Source organism: Micromonospora sp. WMMD735 (genome assembly GCF_049178995.1).
GTDB lineage: Bacteria > Actinomycetota > Actinomycetes > Mycobacteriales > Micromonosporaceae > Micromonospora > Micromonospora wenchangensis.
In genome coordinates, this window is the sequence record NZ_JBMHMJ010000002.1 from 6,089,777 (window position 1) to 6,106,114 (window position 16,338).

Below are 16,338 nucleotides of genomic sequence, written 5' to 3' on the forward strand. Positions count from 1 at the left end.
ACCGGTGCGCCGGACCCGGTAATGGGGATACCCTGCCGCACGTGAGGTCACCACGGCGCTGCTCCCGTAACGGCTGCCCCCGGCAAGCGGTCGCCACATTGACCTATGTCTACAACGAGTCGACGGCGGTGGTGGGCCCGCTGGCGGCATTCGCCGAGCCGCACACGTACGACCTGTGCGAGCAGCACGCGCGGAGCCTGACCGCCCCCCGGGGCTGGGACGTCGTCCGGCACGAGGGCGAGTTCGAACCGCCACCGCCCACCACCGACGACCTGGTCGCCCTGGCCGAAGCCGTCCGCGAGGCGGCCCGCCCGGTCGCCCCCCGCCCGCCCCAGGACGACCACGACCCCCACCACCCCACCCCCCAGACCCCGCCCACCGGCCGCCGGGGCCACCTGCGCGTAATCCCCCCCAACCACTAACCCCGGCTCCCTCCCTCTCTGCCCGCCTGGGTCGCCCCGGTGATCAAGAGGTTTGCGTCATGGTTGATCTTCAGACTGACGCAAACCTCTTGATCACCGAGGCGTCAGCGGCGGGTGAGCGGGCGGGTGGGGTCAGTGGCCCAGGAGGGGGGAGAGGGCGGTGGCGCGGCGGGCCGGGCGGCCGGTGCGGCGTTCGACCTCGTCGGCCGAGGACATCACCCGGAGGCCGGCGTTGATCGCCAGCCAGCGCAGCGGCTCCGGCTCCCAGCGGGGGGAACGGTGGCCCACCCACGGCAACGCCGTCAGCTCCGACGCAACGCCCCGGACCAGGTCGGCGAGGGTACGGCCGGCCAGGTTGCTCGTCCCCACCCCGTCGCCGACGTAGCCGCCGGCCCAGGCCAGCCCGGTCGACCGGTCCAGCCCGACCGAGGCGGACCAGTCCCGGGCCACCCCGAGCGGGCCGCCCCAGGCCCGCTCGACCGGCACGTCCGGCCCGAGCACCGGGAAGAGTTCCCCCAGCGTCCGGCGCAGCGCGGCGAAGACCCGGGGCTCCCGGTCGTAGCCGGGGGAGACCCGGGAGCCGAAATGGTACGGGGCACCCCGCCCGCCGAAGGCGAGCCGCCCGTCGGCCGTGCGCTGGCCGTACACGATGAGGTGCCGGTAGTCGGAGAAGGTCTCCCGGTCGGCCAGCCCGATCCGCTCCCACGTGCGCCCGGGCAGCGGCGCGGTCACCACCATCAGCGAGTACACCGGGGCGACGGTGCGGCGGTGGCCGGGCAGCGCCGGGGTGTACGCCTCGGTGGCCCGCACGACCACCTCCGCCCGTACCGTGCCGTGCGGGGTGACCACCGCGCCGGGCCGGATCGCGGTCACCGGGGAACGCTCGTGCAGCCGTACCCCGAGCCGGCACACCGCGCGGGCCAGCCCCCGGACCAGCTTCGCCGGGTGCACGGCAGCACAGTGCGGGGTGTACGTTCCGCCGCGTACCCCCTCGGCGGCGCACCGGGCGGCGGCCCCGGCGGCGTCGAGCAGCACCAGGTCGTCCGGCCCGAGCCCGTGCTCCCGGGCCTCGGCCACGGCGGCCCGGGCCCGGCCGAGCTGCACGTCGGTGCGGGCCAGCAGGACCGTCCCGCCGTGCCGCCAGTCGCAGTCGATCCCCTCGGCGGCGACCACCCGGCCGACCTCGGCGACGGTGTCGTGCATGGCCCGCTGCATCGCCAGCGCCGACGCCGGGCCGTGCCGACGGGCCAGCGCCGGCAGCGCGGTCGGGAACAGCGCCGAGCACCAGCCGCCGTTGCGCCCGGACGCGCCGTAGCCGGCGATCTCGGCCTCCAGCACGACGATCCGCAGCGTCGGATCGGCGCGGGCGAGGTAGTACGCCGTCCACAGTCCGGTGTAGCCGGCACCGACGACCACCACGTCGGCGTCGGTGTCCCCGGGCAACGCCGGCCGCGGGGTCAACAGGTCGTCCACCGTGGACAGCCAGTGGGACAGTTCCTGGTAGCGCATGTGCGGCTCCGGGGGAGAACGCCGGTGGTCTACAGGCGGGACCACGCCTCGGTGAGGACGGCGCGCAGGATCTGCTCCATCTCGTCGAACTGCTCCTGCCCGGCGATCAGCGGCGGGGCGAGCTGGACCACCGGGTCACCCCGGTCGTCGGCCCGGCAGTAGAGCCCGGCCGCGAACAGCGCCGAGGACAGGAAGCCGCGCAGCAGCCGCTCCGACTCGGCCTCGTCGAAGGTGGCCTTCGTCGCCTTGTCCTTGACCAGCTCGATGCCGTAGAAGTAGCCGTCGCCCCGGACGTCGCCGACGATCGGCAGGTCGGTGAGCTTCTCCAGGGTGGCCCGGAAGGCGCCCTCGTTGGCCCGGACGTGGCCGACCAGGTCCTCCCGGGCGAACACCTCCAGGTTGGCCAGGGCCACCGCGCAGGACACCGGGTGCCCGCCGAAGGTCACCCCGTGGGCGAACATGCCGGTCTCGGTGAGGAAGGGCTCCATCAGCCGGTCGCTGGCGATCATCGCGCCCAGCGGGGCGTAGCCGGAGGTGATGCCCTTGGCGGTGGTGACGATGTCGGGCTGGTAGCCGTACCGGGCGGCACCGAAGTACTCGCCGAGCCGCCCCCAGGCGCAGATCACCTCGTCGCTGACGAGCAGCACGTCGTACGCGTCGCAGATCTCGCGTACCCGCTGGAAGTAGCCGGGCGGGGGCGGGAAGCAGCCGCCGGAGTTCTGCAGCGGCTCCAGGAACACCGCCGCCACGGTGTCCGGCCCCTCCCGTTCGATGGCCCGGCGGATCTCGTCGGCGGCCCAGGCGCCGAACGCCTCGGGCGAGTCGCCGTGCTCGGGGGCCCGGTAGAAGTTGGTGTTCGGCACCTTGATCCCGCCGGGCACCAGCGGCTCGAAGTCGGTCTTGATGCCGGGCAGGCCGGTGATCGACAGCGCGCCCATCGAGGTGCCGTGGTAGGCGAGGTAGCGGCTGACCACCTTGTGCTTGGTCGGCCTGCCGGTGCGCTTGAAGTAGGCGCGGGCCAGCTTCCACGCCGCCTCGACGGCCTCCGAGCCGCCGGTGGTGAAGAAGACCCGGTTGAGGTCGCCGGGCGTCAGCGAGGCGATCTTCTCGGCCAGCTCGACGGCCTTCGGGTGGGCGTACGACCACAGCGGGAAGTACGCCAGCTCGCCGGCCTGCTTCGCGGCGGCCTCGGCCAGCTCGGTGCGCCCGTGCCCGGCGTTGACGACGAACAGCCCGGCGAGCCCGTCCAGGTAGCGGCGGCCCTGCGCGTCCCAGACGTACGCGCCCTCGCCGCGCACGATGGTCGGCACCTCCCCGGCGGCGTAGCTGGCCATCCGGGTGAAGTGCATCCAGAGGTGGTCGGTGGCGTCGGCCATGTCAGCCCCATCGGGTCTCGGGCCGGGCAGGGGTGGCACCGGCCGCTCTACCAACGGTTATCCCACAGCATCGCCGCGAAATGCAAGCCTAGTTCGCGTTGGGAGCGACGAATTCAGCGTAAGTGATGGAGAAAGGCAACGGAATCCGTACGCTCTGGGGGTGGTGGCGGTCCGGCGGGATGCCTGCCCTGTCGGCCCCGCGCCGGCCGGCCTCGGCGGGGTGAGTCGCATGATCGACTCGATTGGGGCCAGCCAGCGGTATCCGGGCACGGGGAGGCCGCTATATCGGCTCCCGAGAGTGGATCAAGGATGTCGACGGGCAGCGCGCCGGGCCTCCGGGAGGCGGGACACCCCTGTTTCGGCCCGGGGGTGGGGATCCCTGGGGGAATCGACCGGAGTGGCCCGGGGCCGGGTGTTTCCAGGTGCACCTCCGGGGCACTTCGCGGACCTTCCGGGGCATCTTGCGGACCCTTGGAGAGGTCTCTCGCCGACACGCCGTTGACCGGCGGACATCGACACGCACTGTCGTTATGGTGCGCCGGAGCGTATCGGTCGGGCGGAAGGGGCTGCCGGTGAACGAGGTGCTTCGGGTGGCGATGGCAGAGCGTGGGGAGACGGTCGAGTCACTGGCGCATCAGGTCGGGGTGGATCCGAAGACGGCCGGGCGGTGGCTCAGCTCGGGGCGGGTGCCCCATCCGCGTACCCGGGTGGCGGTGGCCGGGGTCCTCGGCCGGGAGCCGGCCGAACTCTGGCCCGAGCCCTACCGTCGCCGCGACCTGCCCTGGTTCCGTCCGTGGGCGGAACTGGAACAGGACGCCACCTCGATCCGTTCGTATCAGTCACTGCTCGTGCCGGGCCTGCTCCAGACCGAGGAGTACGCCCGAGCGGTGCTGGGGACCGGCGGCCTGCTCCCGCCCGACGAGGTTGCGCAACTGGTGAGCGGACGGTTGGAACGACAGGTTCTGCTCGATCGTGACCCGCCGGCCCAGTTGGTTTTCGTGATCGACGAGGCGGTGCTCCACCGACTGGTCGGCGATCGCGTGACCATGGCCGGACAGGTGGCCCACCTGGTGGCCGTCGCCGGGCGGGAGCACGTGCAGCTACGGGTGATTCCGCTCGGTGGACCCTGGCACACCGGTCTGGCCGGGCCGTTCATGCTGGCCCGTCTGCCCGGCGGCAGCGAGGTGGCCTATCTGGACAATCAGCTCCGTGGCGAGATGGTGACCGAGAGCGCCGACATTGCTAGCCTGGGCAGGAGGTGGGAGAGCGTGGCCGGCGAGGCGCTGCCCGCTCGCCGATCGATCGAGCTGATCCGGGAAGCGGTGCAGAGGTGGACGTGATCGGGCCCCGCTGGCGGACCGCCAGCCGCAGCAGTAACAACGGCGGTGACTGTGTCGAGGTGGCGGACAATCTGCCGGGGCGGGTGCTGGTGCGGGACAGCAAGGACCGGGCCGGCGGCACGCTGAGCTTCGCCCCTGACGCCTGGCGCGCCTTCGTCGCCGCCACCTCCCGCTGAACGCCCGTCACCCCGGCCGGCTCCGTACGCCGCCCTCCGTCCGGTGAGCGGGCCGCATGATCGGCTCGATGTCGGCCAGATAGCGGTGTCCGGGCGCGCGGATGCCGCTACCTGGGCCCACGGGAGTGGATCAACCGGGCTCAGGCCGTACCCCAGCTGTAGGTCTGCTTGCGGAGCTTGAGATAGACGAACGCCTCGGTGGCGAGCACCCCGGGCACCGACCGCAGCCGTTGCAGGATCTCCAGCAGGTGGGCGTCGTTGCGGCAGACCACCTCGGCGAGCAGGTCGAACGAGCCGGCGGTGATCACCACGTAGTCGATCTCGTCGAACCCGGCCAGCCGGTCGGCGACGGCCTCCAGGTCGCCGTCGGTACGCAGGCCGATCATGGCCTGGCGGGGGAAGCCGAGCTGGAGCGGGTCGGTCACCGCGACGATCTGCATCACCCCGGCGTCGAGCAGCCGCTGCACCCGTTGGCGGACCGCCGCCTCGGAGAGCCCGACCGCCTTGCCGATCGTCGCGTACGGTCGGCGGCCGTCCTCCTGCAACTGTTCGATGATCTGCTTCGCCACGTCGTCCAACAGCGCGTGGCTGGCGCCCTCACGCACCGCGACGCGTCGCCCGCCGGGGCTGTGCTCCTGCTGCCGGATCGTCATCGTTCGCTCCCCATGTCCGTTTCCCCCGGGTCGAGCTTAGTGCCACCCGCGCATGCTGGCGTAATTCGTCGTCACAGCCTATTCCAGCAACGGAATCCCTTGTGGGGCCGGTGACCTCATGCCAGGATCAGTCGTCTCAGGCACCCGACCCTCCCGCCGGCGCCGCACCCCCGTCCCCGCCGCCGTCGGACGACCCCTAGGAGTCGTCACATGCGTACTCCCCTCCGGCCCCTCACCCGGCGTGGACTGCTCACCGGCACCCTCGGATCGGCCGCCCTGCTCGCCACGGGCGGCAGCCTCACCGGCTGCGGCACCAAGGCGGCGACCCAGACCGAAGCAGGCTGCACGAGCGACGACCTGTCCGCCACGGAGAAGACCCTCGCCTTCTCCAACTGGCCGCAGTACATGGACGTGGACGACAAGGACGCCGCCAAACGCCCCAGCCTCGACGCGTTCACCGCCGCCAGCGGCATCACGGTGACCTACACCGAGGACATCAACGACAACAACGAGTTCTTCGGCAAGGTGCAGAACCAGCTGGCCGGCTGTCAGAGCACCGGGCGGGACATCATCGTCCTGACCGACTGGATGGCCGCCCGGATGATCCGGCTCGGCTGGATCCAGAAACTCGACCCGGCCAAGCTGCCGAACGTGACGGCCAACCTGCTGCCGTCGTTGCGCGGGCGCTCCTTCGACCAGGAGAACCGGGTCGCCATCCCGTGGCAGTCCGGCCTCGCCGGGCTGGCCTACAACGGCAGCGTCACCGGGGAGATCCGCACCGTCGACGAGCTGCTCACCCGCGCCGACCTCAAGGGCAAGGTGACCGCCCTGTCGGAGATGCGGGACACCATGGGCCTGCTGCTCTCCTCCAACGGGCACGACCCGTCGAACTTCACCGCCGCCCAGTTCGACGACGCCCTCGCCAAGCTGCGTAAGGCCGTCGAGTCGAAGCACATCCGCCGGTTCACCGGCAACGACTACGCCCCCGACCTGGCCAAGGGCGACATCGCCGCGTGTATCGGCTGGTCCGGCGACGTGATCCAGCTGGCGGGCGACGATCCGAAGATCAAGTTCGTCGCGCCGGACTCGGGGGTGATGCTGTTCAGCGACAACATGCTGGTGCCCAACAAGGCCACCCACAAGGGCAACGCCGAAGCGCTGATCAACTACTACTACCAGCCGGCGGTGGCCGCCAAGCTCGCCGCGTACGTCAACTACATCTGCCCGGTCAAGGGTGCCCAGGCCGAGATGGAGAAGATCGACCCGGAGCTGGCCGCCAACCCGCTGATCTTCCCGGACGACGCCCTGCTGGCGAAGTCCAAGGTCTTCATGGCCCTGGACGAGAAACAGGAAAAGGAGTACGAGTCCAAGTTCCAGCAGGTCATCGGGGCGTGAGCGGGATGGCGAACGAAGCACCCGCCGGTGACCTGCGGCTGATCGACCTGACCAAACGGTTCGGCATCTTCACCGCCGTCGACGAGCTCACCCTGACCGTCCCGCAGGGGTCCTTCTTCGCCCTGCTCGGGGCGTCCGGCTGCGGCAAGACGACCACCCTGCGGATGATCGCCGGGCTGGAGGAGCCGACCAGCGGGCAGGTGCTCCTCGGCGACCGGGACATCAGCCGGTTGCGGCCGTACAAGCGGCCGGTCAACACGGTCTTCCAGAGCTACGCGCTCTTCCCGCACCTGGACATCGCCGAGAACGTGGCCTTCGGGCTGCGGCGGCGGGGCATCCGCAAGGTCGACGACCAGGTCCGGCGGATGCTGTCGCTGGTCCAGCTCGACGGGTTCGGCAGGCGTCGCCCCGCGCAGCTCTCCGGCGGCCAGCAGCAGCGGGTCGCGCTGGCCCGAGCCCTGATCAACCACCCGCAGGTGCTGCTGCTCGACGAGCCGCTCGGCGCGCTCGACCTGAAGCTGCGCCGGCAGATGCAGATCGAGCTGAAACGCATCCAGACCGAGGTCGGCATCACCTTCGTGCACGTCACCCACGACCAGGAGGAGGCCATGACGATGGCCGACACGGTCGCGGTGATGAACGCCGGGCGGATCGAGCAGCTCGGCGCCCCGGCCGAACTCTACGAGTATCCGGCGACCGCGTTCGTGGCGAACTTCCTCGGCCAGTCCAACCTGCTCGCCGCCGAGGCCGCCGGCCCGGCCGGGCCCGAGGTGCCGGTCACCGCGCACGGCACGCGCTTCTCGGTGCCCGTCGACCGCGCCCGCACCGACCGGGGCCCGGTCTACCTGGGGGTACGTCCCGAGAAGCTGCACCTGGCCGGGGCCGCCGACGAGGTGCCCGCCGGCCACCAGCACGTGCCGGGGGTGATCACCGACGCGTCGTACGTGGGGGTGAGCACGCAGTACCTGGTGCGCACCGGGTGGGGCAGTGAACTGTCCGCGTTCGCGGCGAACAGCGGCGTCGGCCGGCAACACCCGGTCGGCGCGTCAGTGGTGGCGCACTGGGACCCCCGGCACGCCTTCCTGCTGCCCCGCGAGCCGGGCCAGGACGACCGCACCACGCCGCTGCTCGACGAGCCGGTCAAGGTCCCGTCGTGACCGCCCTGGCGCAGCTCGGCGGCGGGGTGCCCGCGTCGGGGGCGGCCCCACCGGCCCGGCCGGGCCGGCACCGGTTGCTGCCGTACCTGCTGCTGTTGCCGGGGGCGGCCTGGCTGGTGCTGTTCTTCGTCGTCCCGCTGGTGCAGCTCGCCGCCGCCAGCCTCTACGACCCGACCGGTTCGCTGTCCACCGGGTACGTGCTGACCTGGGCGTTCGGCAACTATCCGGCGGCGTTGCAGGCGTACGCGCCGCAGTTCGCCAGGTCGTTCGGCTACGCCGGGGCGGCACTGGCGCTGGCCCTGCTGCTGGGCTACCCGCTGGCCTACGCGATCGCGCAGAAGGCCGGCCGGTGGAAGAACCTGCTGCTGGTCTGCGTGGTCGCCCCGATGTTCACCAGCTTCCTGGTGCGCACCCTGGCCTGGAAGACCATCCTGTCGGACAACGGCGCGCTGGTCGGGCTGCTGCGCGACGTCCACCTGCTCGGCCCGGACGGGCGGCTGCTCGCCACCCCCGTCGCGGTGGTGCTCGGGTTGACGTACAACTTCCTGCCGTTCCTGGTGCTGCCGTTGTACGCGAGCCTGGAGCGGCTCGACCGCCGGCTGCTGGAGGCGGCCGGCGACCTGTACGCGGGCCCACTGCACGCCTTCCGCACGGTCACCCTGCCGCTGTCGATGCCCGGCCTGATCGCCGGCACGCTGCTGTTCTTCATCCCGGCCACCGGTGACTACATCAACGCCGAACTCCTCGGCACCCCCAACGAGTACATGATCGGCAACGTCATCGACTCGGCGTTCCTGGTCCGGCTGGACTATCCGCAGGGCGCCGCCCTGTCGTTCCTGCTGATGGCCGCGATCCTCGCGGTGGTCTTCGTCTACTTGCGCAGGGCCGGCACGGAGGATGTTCTATGAGGGTGTCGCGGTGGTTGGCCGACCGGTGGGTGATGATCGTCGCGCTGCTGGTGCTCGGTTACCTGTTCCTGCCGATCGCCGTGGTCGCCGGCCTCTCCCTCAACCGGCCGTCCAGCCGGCTGTCGTACGACTTCAACGAGTTCACCCTGGACAACTGGCGGCAGCCCTGCGCCACCCCGGAGATGTGCGACGCGGTGGTCCGCAGCGTGCAGATCGGTTTCCTCGCCACCGTCGGGTCCACGGTGATCGGCACGCTGATGGCGTTCGCCCTCGTCCGGCACCGGTTCCGGGGGCGCGGCGGGATCAACCTGCTGATCTTCCTGCCGATGGCGACGCCGGAGCTGGTGCTCGGCACCTCGCTGCTCGCCCTGTTCGTCTCCGCCGGGGTGCCGCAGGGCTTCTGGACCGTCGTCATCGCGCACGTGATGTTCTGCGTGTCGTTCGTGGTGGTGACGGTCAAGGCCCGGCTCGCCGGGATGGACCGGCGGCTGGAGGAGGCCGCGATGGACCTCTACGCCAGCGAGTGGCAGACGTTCCGGCGGATCACCCTGCCGTTGGTGCTGCCCGGCATCGTCGCCGCCGCCCTGCTCGCCTTCTCGCTCAGCTTCGACGACTTCATCGTGACGAACTTCAACGCCGGCACCACCGTCACCTTCCCGATGTACGTCTGGGGTGCCGCCCAGCGGGGCATCCCCCCACAGGTCAACGTGATCGGCACGGCGATGTTCGGCATCGCGCTGCTGCTCGTCGGGCTGAGCATGCTGCGCGGTCGACGGGCCCGACGGGCCGCGCTACCGGTCGCCGACGTGACCAGCCGACGGGCGACAGGACCGTCATGATCCTCCCGCATACCGGCCGGGCGCTCGTCGAGGCGACGCCCGGCCGGTATGCGCACCACCGCCCCGATCCTCCCCGTCCGGCCGCCGACATCCACCTCACCCGCTGGTCGCCGGCCCGCGCCGACGCGTACGCGCACGACGACCGGCATCAGCACTGGCTCCGTACGCTCGATCGTCTTGGTTTGGGGTTCGATTCCTGATGCGTATCCTGCTCGTCGGCGCCGGCGGGGTCGGCTCCGCCGCCGTCGCCATCGCCGCCCGCCGTTCCTTCTTCGACACCGTCGTCGTCGCCGACTACGACGCGATCCGGGCCGAGCGGGCCGTCGCCGGGCACGGCGACCGGTTCGTCGCCGCCCGGGTCGACGCCGCCTCGGCGGACGCGGTCGCCGCGCTCTGCCGGGAACACCGGATCACCCACGTGCTCAACGCCGTCGACCCGCGTTTCGTCATGCCGATCTTCGACGGGGCGTTCGCCGCCGGGGCGGACTACCTGGACATGGCGATGTCGCTGTCCCACCCGCACCCGGCCCGACCGTACGCCGAGACCGGGGTGAAGCTCGGTGACGCGCAGTTCGCCGCCGCCGCGACCTGGGCGGACGCCGGTCGGCTGGCGCTGTGCGGGATCGGCATCGAACCGGGCCTGTCCGACGTGTTCGCCAGGTACGCCGCCGACGAACTGTTCACCGACATCGACGAGATCGGCATCCGGGACGGCGCGAACCTCACCGTCGACGGCTACGACTTCGCCCCGTCGTTCTCCATCTGGACCACCATCGAGGAATGCCTCAACCCGCCGGTGATCTGGGAACGGGACCGGGGCTGGTTCACCACCGAACCGTTCAGCGAACCGGAGGTCTTCGACTTCCCGGCCGGCATCGGTCCCGTCGAGTGCGTCAACGTCGAACACGAGGAGGTGCTGCTGATCCCGCGCTGGGTCAGGGCGCGGCGGGTCACCTTCAAGTACGGCCTCGGCAACGAGTTCATCGAGGTGCTCCGGGCCCTGCACAAGGTCGGCCTCGACTCGACCACCCCGGTGTCGGTGCGCGGTGTGCAGGTCTCGCCCCGCGACGTGGTCGCCGCCAGCCTGCCCGACCCGGCCACCCTCGGTGACCGGATGCGCGGCAAGACCTGCGCCGGCACGTACGTCACCGGCACCGGCGTCGACGGCCGACCCCGGAAGGTCTACCTCTACCACGTGGTCGACAACGAGTGGTCCATGCGGGAGTACGGCCACCAGGCGGTGGTCTGGCAGACCGCGGTCAACCCGGTGGTGGCACTGGAACTGCTCGCCACCGGCGGCTGGTCCGGGGTCGGGGTGCTCGGCCCGGAGGCGCTGCCACCCCGCCCCTTCCTCGACCTGCTCACCGCCTACGGCTCCCCGTGGGCAATAGAAGAACGCTGACCCCCGTCCCACCCGGGCTTCGCGCCCCTACCCCACCCGGGCTTCGCGCCCCTCGCCCTGCCCATCGATCATGGAGTTGTGGTGGGCGATTAGTGGGCTTAGATGACTTTTGTGGGGCACCACAACTCCATGATCGACCGGGCGGGGTTGGGGGTGCGGGATGGGTCGGGCGAGTGGGTGGGTGGGGGGTTGTGGATAAGGGGGGTGGTGGGGGTGTGGGTGGGGTGGGGGTTGTCCACAGGGGGTGGTGGGGAGGTGGGGTGGTGGGCAGGGTTGGTGGGTGTGGCGGGGCGGCTGATTCGGTACTCGGAGTTGTTGTCGGCTGGATGGAGTCGGGAGGGGGTTCGGCGGGCGGTCGGGGCGGGGGAGTTGCGCCGATGGTCGCGGGGTGTCTACGGGCCGGGGGAGACCGGTGGGCCGAGCCAGGTCGGCGGGGTGGGGGTGGGTTGGCCGAGCCGGGTCGGTGGGGTGGGGGAGATCGGCGGGCCAGGCCAGGTCGGTGGGGTGGGAGAGGGCGGTGGGTGGGGGAGGGGTCGGGAGACAGGGCGGGGGTGGCCTCCGAGGGGTGTGGGTGGGGTGGTGGGTGAGCGGGGCGTGCGGTGGCAGGCGCTCCTGAGTCGACTTCCGGAGGGGGCGGTCGTCGGCTTCCATTCGGCTGCTCACCTGCACGGGTTCGGGACCGTACCCAGCGACGATCTCCATGTGATCGTGCCCGCCGGTGGGCGGGTGCCGCGGATCCGGGGCGTCGTGGTGCATCAGGCGGTGCTTGCCGTACCCGAGCCGGTCCTGGTGGCCGGCCTGCCGTGCGCGCCTGCGGACCGGTGCGCGGTGGACCTGGCCCGGACGGTCGCCCGGTTGGACGCGCTGCCCCTTCTCGACCTGTGCCTGCGGGTGGGAGCCTGCCGCCCCGCGGGGTTGACTGCCGAGCTTGCCCGACACGCGCGGTTGCGGGGCGTCGACCAGGCGCGGCAACTGGTGCGGCTCGCCGACCCCCGGTCGGAGTGCCGGCAGGAGAGCCAGCTCCGGCTCGTCCTGATCGACGGTGGGCTGCCGGCACCGGAGCCGCAGATCTGGGTGTCGGATGACGAGGGCTTCCGGCGCTACCGACTGGACCTCGGCTACCGACGGTCCCGGGTCGGCATCGAGTACGACGGCCTGTCCCATCTCGACCGCGACCGTCTCCACCACGACCGCGCCCGGATGAACTGGCTGGCGGCCCACGGCTGGCGCATGCGCCACTTCACCGCCCGGGACCTCTACCGCCGCCCCTCCCTGATCACCACCCAGATAGCCCACCTCCTCCACCCCTGACCCGCACCGCCCAGCCGATCATGGAGTTGTGGCGGGCGGAAATCGGTATCAAAGGGTGGGAAAGGCCACCACAACTCCTTGATCGACAGCGGAAGTGCGGGATGGCGGCGGGTTGGGTTGAACGGGGGGCGGGTTCGGGACGTACCAGGCGGTGCAGGCAACGGTGACGACGGGAGGCGTGGTGAAGGTGCAGCGCAAGCACGTACTGGCGGCGGGGGTGGCGGTGGTCGCCACGGCGGTGGTCGCGGTGGGGACCGGATTCGGGTTCGCCGACACCACGTCCGCCCGGCCGAGCATCTGCTCCGGCCCGGTCACCTTCTCCGCCGAGGCCGGTGCGCCTGCCGCGACGAGTGACAGGTTTCCGGTGGGGACACGGTTGCGGGTGACGAACCTGGACAACGGGAAGGTGGCGACGGTGTCGGTGAGTGGGCCGTCGGGTAGTTGCGTGCTGCTCAACGCCGCCGCGATGGAGCTGCTGCGGGAGCCGGGCAAGAACGTGATCCGGCGCAACGTGGTCGAGCGGGTCGGTGCCGACGTGCCGGCCGCCCCGGCTCCCGGTGAGACCCGGCCCGGCGCCGCCCAGCCTCCGGTGACCCAGCGCCCGACGCCACCGGCGACCGGCGTGGCGGCCCGGCCGAGCATCTGCTCCGGCCCGGTCACCTTCTCCGCCGAGGCCGGTGCGCCTGCCGCGACGAGTGACAGGTTTCCGGTGGGGACACGGTTGCGGGTGACGAACCTGGACAACGGGAAGGTGGCGACGGTGTCGGTGAGTGGGCCGTCGGGTAGTTGCGTGCTGCTCAACGCCGCCGCGATGGAGTTGCTGCGGGAGCCGGGCAAGAACGTGATCCGCCGCAACTTCGTCGAGCTGGTGCGCTGAGCGCGCCACCTGTCACCCGGCGGCGGCCGGAAGCCTGGACGTCAGCGGCCCGCACGTCAGAGGCATTGACGTCAGCCGAAGGCGGCGTCCAGGATGTCCAGCCCACGGGCCAGCTCGTCGTCGGAGATCACCAGCGGCGGCAGGAACCGCAGCACGTTGCCGTAGGTGCCGCAGGTGAGGGTGAGCAGGCCGGCGGCGTGGCAGGCCGCCGAGACGGCGCTGGCGGCGGCCGGGTCGGGAACCAGGCCACCCGGCCGGACCAGCTCCACGGCCAGCATCCCGCCCCGGCCGCGTACCTCGGCTATCCGGGGGTCACGGGCGGCGACGGCCCGCAGCCGGTCGGCCAGCACCGACCCGATCCGCCGTGCGGCGGCGGCCAGGTCCAGCTCCCGCATCGTGGCGATGCTGGCCAGGGCCGCCGCGCAGGCGATCGGGTTGCCACCGTACGTGCCGCCGAGGCCGCCGACGTGCACCGCGTCCATCAGCTCCGCCCGGCCGGTCACCGCCGCCAGCGGCAACCCACCGGCGATGCCCTTGGCCAGGGTGACCAGATCCGGCACCACGCCCTCGTGGTCGCAGGCGAACCAGTCGCCGGTGCGGCAGAAGCCGGTCTGGATCTCGTCGGCGACGAGGACCGCCCCGGCCGCCGTCGCCCACTCCCGCAACGCCGGCAGGAAACCCGTCGCCGGTACGACGAAACCGCCCTCGCCCTGGATCGGCTCGATCAGCAGCGCGGCCACGTTCTCCGCCCCGACCTGCTTGTCCACCAGATCCAGCGCCCGCGCCGCCGCCTGCGCCCCGGAGAGCCCGCCGTCGCGCAACGGGTACGACATCGGCACCCGGTGGATCTCCCCGGCGAACGGCCCGAACCGGTGCTTGTACGGCATGTTCTTCGCGGTCAACGCCATGGTCAGGTTGGTCCGGCCGTGGTAGGCGTGCTCGAAGACCACCACCGCCTGCCGTCCGGTGGCGTGCCGGGCGATCTTCACGGCGTTCTCCACCGCCTCGGCACCCGAGTTGAACAGCGCCGAGCGCTTCGCGAAGGTACCCGGGGTCAGCGCGTTGAGCTGCTCGCAGACCGCCACGTACGACTCGTACGGCGCGACCATGAAGCAGGTGTGGGTGAACCGTTCGACCTGGGCCCGTACCGCCTCCACCACGCGCGGGGCGGCATTGCCGACGCTGGTGACCGCGATGCCGGCGGCGAAGTCGATCCACTCCCGCCCCTCGACGTCGACGATCGTGCCGCCGCTGGCGGTGTCCACGTACGAGTCGATCACGCTGCCGACGCCCCGGGCCACGGCGGCACCCCGCCGCCGGTGCAGCTCCACACTGGAAACCGCTCGGCTGTCTTCTGTTCGCGACTGCGGGGCTCGTAAACCCGGCTCACTCCTCGCGCTCACGGGGCTGTCTTCTGTTCGCGACTGCGGGGCTCGCAGACCCGGCTCACTCCTCGCGCTCACGGGGCTGTCTTCTGTTCGCGACTGCGGGGCTCGCAGACCCGGCTCACTCCTCGCGCTCACGGGATCAGCCCTCGATGTGGTGCATGACGTGCTTGATCCGGGTGTAGTCATCCAGGCTGTAGACCGACAGGTCCTTGCCGTGCCCGGAGTGCTTGAAGCCGCCGTGCGGCATCTCCGAGACGAACGGGATGTGGGTGTTCACCCAGACGCAGCCGAAGTCGAGCCGGCGGGTCATCCGCATCGCCCGGCCGTGGTCGCGGGTCCAGACCGAGGCGGACAGGCCGTAGTCGACGCCGTTGGCCCAGCGCACCGCCTCGTCCTCGTCGGTGAACCGCTGCACGGTGATGACCGGACCGAACACCTCCTGCTGGATGATCTCGTCTGCCTGGCGTACCCCGGAGACCACGGTGGGGGAGTAGAAGTAGCCGCGCCCACCCACCCGCGTGCCACCGGTGTGCAGGTCGGCATGATCGGGGAGCCGGTCGACGAAGCCGCTGACCCGGGCGAGCTGGTTGGCGTTGTTCAGCGGGCCGTAGAGCACGTCGGCGTCGTCCGGGGCCCCGGTTCGCGTGTTGCGGGCCTGCTCGGTGAGGGCCGCCACGAAGTCGTCGTGCACACCGGGCCCGGCCAGCACCCGGGTCGCGGCGGTGCAGTCCTGGCCGGCGTTGAAGTAGCCGCCCGTCGCGATCGCCTCGGCCGCCGCCGCCACGTCCGCATCGTCGAAGACCACCACCGGGGCCTTGCCGCCCAGCTCCAGGTGGGTCCGCTTGAGGTCCGGCGCGGCAGCGGACGCGACCTCCATGCCCGCCCGGGTCGAGCCGGTGATCGACACGAGCTGCGGGGTCGGGTGCGCCACCAGGGTACGGCCGGTGTCCCGGTCGCCGCAGACCACGTTGAACACCCCCGGCGGGAAGAACTCGGCGGCGATCTCGGCCAGCAGCAACGTCGACACCGGCGTGGTGTCCGACGGCTTCAACACCACCGTGTTGCCGGCCGCCAACGCCGGGGCGATCTTCCACACCGCCATCATCAGCGGGTAGTTCCACGGGGTGACCTGAGCGCAGACGCCGATCGGCTCCCGCCGCACGTACGAGGTGTGCCCCGCCAGGTACTCCCCGGCCGAGCGGCCCTCCAGCAGCCGGGCCGCCCCGGCGAAGAACCGGAACTGGTCCACCGCCGGTGGCAGCTCCTCCTCGGCGGTGAGCTGACGCGGCTTGCCGGTGTTGCGCACCTCCGCGTCGACCAGTTCGGCCGCCCGGGACTCCACCGCGTCGGCGAGTTTCAACAGCGCCCGCTGCCGCTCGGCCGGGGTGGTGTCCCGCCAGGTCTCGAAGGCGGTCGCGGCGGCCCGCATCGCCGCGTCCACGTCGGCGGCGCCGGAGACGGGCGCCCGGGCGAAGACGTCACCGGTGCAGGGGTCGATCAGGTCGGCGTGGCCGCCGTCCACCGGGTCGACGTACGCGCCGTCGACGAAGTTGCGTAGCTGCTGCTGGTCGCTCATGGTGAGGTC

General features: G+C 71.6%; 16 protein-coding genes and 1 pseudogene. 12 read left to right on the forward strand and 5 right to left on the reverse strand.

Translation table 11 applies throughout. The annotated features are described in order from the left end of the window. Window positions 1-41 precede the first annotated feature (41 nt). A complete protein-coding gene (locus ACN268_RS26735; protein ID WP_421485646.1) occupies window positions 42-422 on the forward strand; it encodes a DUF3499 domain-containing protein in 381 nt (126 codons plus the stop codon). Between the two features lie 132 nt (window positions 423-554). Here ACN268_RS26735 and ACN268_RS26740 read toward each other — a convergent pair whose 3' ends face one another. Beyond that, window positions 555-1,931 (reverse strand): NAD(P)/FAD-dependent oxidoreductase, encoded by a 1,377-nt coding sequence (locus tag ACN268_RS26740; protein ID WP_421485648.1) that lies wholly within the window; start codon window positions 1,929-1,931, stop codon window positions 555-557. Window positions 1,932-1,960: 29 nt separating this feature from the next. Further along, a complete protein-coding gene (locus tag ACN268_RS26745; RefSeq protein ID WP_421485649.1) occupies window positions 1,961-3,307 on the reverse strand; it encodes an aspartate aminotransferase family protein in 1,347 nt (448 codons plus the stop codon). Window positions 3,308-3,879: 572 nt separating this feature from the next. On the opposite strand from ACN268_RS26745, the gene ACN268_RS26750 reads away from it, so the two are divergent. Both ACN268_RS26750 and ACN268_RS26755 read left to right on the forward strand, forming a co-directional pair. Then, a complete protein-coding gene (locus ACN268_RS26750; RefSeq protein WP_421485651.1) occupies window positions 3,880-4,647 on the forward strand; it encodes a Scr1 family TA system antitoxin-like transcriptional regulator in 768 nt (255 codons plus the stop codon). Further along, window positions 4,638-4,823 (forward strand): DUF397 domain-containing protein, encoded by a 186-nt coding sequence (locus ACN268_RS26755; RefSeq protein ID WP_421485652.1) that lies wholly within the window; start codon window positions 4,638-4,640, stop codon window positions 4,821-4,823. Before ACN268_RS26750 ends, ACN268_RS26755 begins: the two co-directional genes overlap by 10 nt. A gap of 140 nt (window positions 4,824-4,963) precedes the next feature. On the opposite strand, the gene ACN268_RS26760 is transcribed toward ACN268_RS26755, so the two are convergent. Beyond that, a complete protein-coding gene (locus tag ACN268_RS26760; protein WP_421485653.1) occupies window positions 4,964-5,476 on the reverse strand; it encodes an Lrp/AsnC family transcriptional regulator in 513 nt (170 codons plus the stop codon). 210 nt (window positions 5,477-5,686) lie between these two features. On the opposite strand from ACN268_RS26760, the gene ACN268_RS26765 reads away from it, so the two are divergent. The 9 genes and pseudogenes from ACN268_RS26765 (at window position 5,687) to ACN268_RS26805 (ending at window position 13,365) form a co-directional block, all read left to right on the forward strand. After that, window positions 5,687-6,871 carry a polyamine ABC transporter substrate-binding protein gene (locus ACN268_RS26765; protein ID WP_421485654.1) on the forward strand — a complete coding sequence of 395 codons (1,185 nt, stop codon included), beginning with the start codon at window positions 5,687-5,689 and terminating at the stop codon, window positions 6,869-6,871. A 5-nt stretch (window positions 6,872-6,876) separates the two neighbouring features. After that, window positions 6,877-8,028: an ABC transporter ATP-binding protein gene (locus ACN268_RS26770; protein ID WP_421485656.1), complete on the forward strand. Its 1,152-nt coding sequence runs from the start codon at window positions 6,877-6,879 to the stop codon at window positions 8,026-8,028. 5 nt (window positions 8,029-8,033) lie between these two features. Continuing rightward, the gene (locus ACN268_RS26775) at window positions 8,034-8,936 is read left to right on the forward strand and encodes an ABC transporter permease (RefSeq protein WP_421487006.1); all 903 of its coding nucleotides are present in this window, start codon (window positions 8,034-8,036) and stop codon (window positions 8,934-8,936) included. Continuing rightward, window positions 8,933-9,775: an ABC transporter permease gene (locus tag ACN268_RS26780; protein ID WP_421485658.1), complete on the forward strand. Its 843-nt coding sequence runs from the start codon at window positions 8,933-8,935 to the stop codon at window positions 9,773-9,775. The genes ACN268_RS26775 and ACN268_RS26780 overlap by 4 nt, the downstream gene beginning before the upstream one ends. Then, a complete protein-coding gene (locus tag ACN268_RS26785) occupies window positions 9,772-9,975 on the forward strand; it encodes a hypothetical protein (protein WP_421485659.1) in 204 nt (67 codons plus the stop codon). The genes ACN268_RS26780 and ACN268_RS26785 overlap by 4 nt, the downstream gene beginning before the upstream one ends. Beyond that, window positions 9,975-11,177, forward strand: a complete 1,203-nt coding sequence (locus tag ACN268_RS26790; RefSeq protein WP_421485661.1) for a saccharopine dehydrogenase family protein — start codon at window positions 9,975-9,977, stop codon at window positions 11,175-11,177. Before ACN268_RS26785 ends, ACN268_RS26790 begins: the two co-directional genes overlap by 1 nt. Before the next feature lie 129 nt (window positions 11,178-11,306). Further along, a pseudogene (locus tag ACN268_RS26795) lies at window positions 11,307-11,561 on the forward strand (hypothetical protein); the annotation flags it as partial. A gap of 318 nt (window positions 11,562-11,879) precedes the next feature. Beyond that, complete coding sequence (locus ACN268_RS26800; protein WP_421487007.1) at window positions 11,880-12,488, forward strand: endonuclease domain-containing protein; 609 nt, start codon at window positions 11,880-11,882, stop codon at window positions 12,486-12,488. A gap of 163 nt (window positions 12,489-12,651) precedes the next feature. Beyond that, window positions 12,652-13,365 carry a hypothetical protein gene (locus ACN268_RS26805; RefSeq protein ID WP_421485663.1) on the forward strand — a complete coding sequence of 238 codons (714 nt, stop codon included), beginning with the start codon at window positions 12,652-12,654 and terminating at the stop codon, window positions 13,363-13,365. A 71-nt stretch (window positions 13,366-13,436) separates the two neighbouring features. Here ACN268_RS26805 and gabT read toward each other — a convergent pair whose 3' ends face one another. Together gabT and ACN268_RS26815 are read right to left on the reverse strand one after the other, a co-directional pair. Further along, window positions 13,437-14,696 (reverse strand): 4-aminobutyrate--2-oxoglutarate transaminase, encoded by a 1,260-nt coding sequence (gabT, locus tag ACN268_RS26810; RefSeq protein WP_421485664.1) that lies wholly within the window; start codon window positions 14,694-14,696, stop codon window positions 13,437-13,439. A 196-nt stretch (window positions 14,697-14,892) separates the two neighbouring features. After that, on the reverse strand, window positions 14,893-16,329 hold the full coding sequence (locus tag ACN268_RS26815; RefSeq protein WP_421485665.1) for a gamma-aminobutyraldehyde dehydrogenase: 1,437 nt from the start codon (window positions 16,327-16,329) through the stop codon (window positions 14,893-14,895). Between the last annotated feature and the right edge of the window lie 9 nt (window positions 16,330-16,338).

What these genes read in the sequence shown, in the direction of transcription:
- ACN268_RS26785 (WP_421485659.1), top strand. Translation starts at nt 9,772, where the DNA reads ATGATCCTCCCGCATACCGGCCGGGCGCTCGTCGAGGCGACGCCCGGC.
- ACN268_RS26765 (WP_421485654.1), top strand. Translation starts at nt 5,687, where the DNA reads ATGCGTACTCCCCTCCGGCCCCTCACCCGGCGTGGACTGCTCACCGGC.
- ACN268_RS26740 (WP_421485648.1), bottom strand. Translation starts at nt 1,931, where the DNA reads ATGCGCTACCAGGAACTGTCCCACTGGCTGTCCACGGTGGACGACCTG.
- ACN268_RS26770 (WP_421485656.1), top strand. Translation starts at nt 6,877, where the DNA reads ATGGCGAACGAAGCACCCGCCGGTGACCTGCGGCTGATCGACCTGACC.
- ACN268_RS26815 (WP_421485665.1), bottom strand. Translation starts at nt 16,329, where the DNA reads ATGAGCGACCAGCAGCAGCTACGCAACTTCGTCGACGGCGCGTACGTC.
- ACN268_RS26780 (WP_421485658.1), top strand. Translation starts at nt 8,933, where the DNA reads ATGAGGGTGTCGCGGTGGTTGGCCGACCGGTGGGTGATGATCGTCGCG.
- ACN268_RS26760 (WP_421485653.1), bottom strand. Translation starts at nt 5,476, where the DNA reads ATGACGATCCGGCAGCAGGAGCACAGCCCCGGCGGGCGACGCGTCGCG.
- ACN268_RS26790 (WP_421485661.1), top strand. Translation starts at nt 9,975, where the DNA reads ATGCGTATCCTGCTCGTCGGCGCCGGCGGGGTCGGCTCCGCCGCCGTC.
- ACN268_RS26745 (WP_421485649.1), bottom strand. Translation starts at nt 3,307, where the DNA reads ATGGCCGACGCCACCGACCACCTCTGGATGCACTTCACCCGGATGGCC.